Source organism: Porphyromonas sp. COT-290 OH860 (assembly GCF_000768935.1).
GTDB lineage: Bacteria > Bacteroidota > Bacteroidia > Bacteroidales > Porphyromonadaceae > Porphyromonas.
Window position 1 is genome coordinate 1 of the sequence record NZ_JRAR01000026.1, and the last position, 334, is coordinate 334.

Consider the following 334-nt stretch of genomic DNA (forward strand, 5'->3'; position numbering starts at 1 on the left):
AGCACCTTGTCTTACTGATCACACGATTGAATGCCTTCTGACTCTCGTTAAGAGTCTTCCCACGAATAGCCTTGAGCATAATGCCATCCACCAAGCCATGACCAGCCAAGTACTCCGAATTCTTTTTGCTACAATAGCCTTTGTCCGCTAGTACACTTACCCCTGATGACAACTCGGATTTCTCGATTAAGTCGGGCAAGGCAACCGTATCGGCACAATTAGCGGGGGTTGTAATCAGGGCTTCTACCAAGCCTTGATCATCGGTAAGCACGTGTTTCTTATACCCATACCGATAATGCTTGCCTTTGCGTACCCAACGAGCCTCTGCATCAAC

General features: G+C 47.9%; 1 protein-coding gene. It reads right to left on the bottom strand.

What is annotated here, in order from left to right; genetic code table 11:
• Positions 1-334 (bottom strand): transposase (locus HQ41_RS03030; protein WP_152567316.1); only part of this gene is annotated, 334 nt, incomplete at both ends.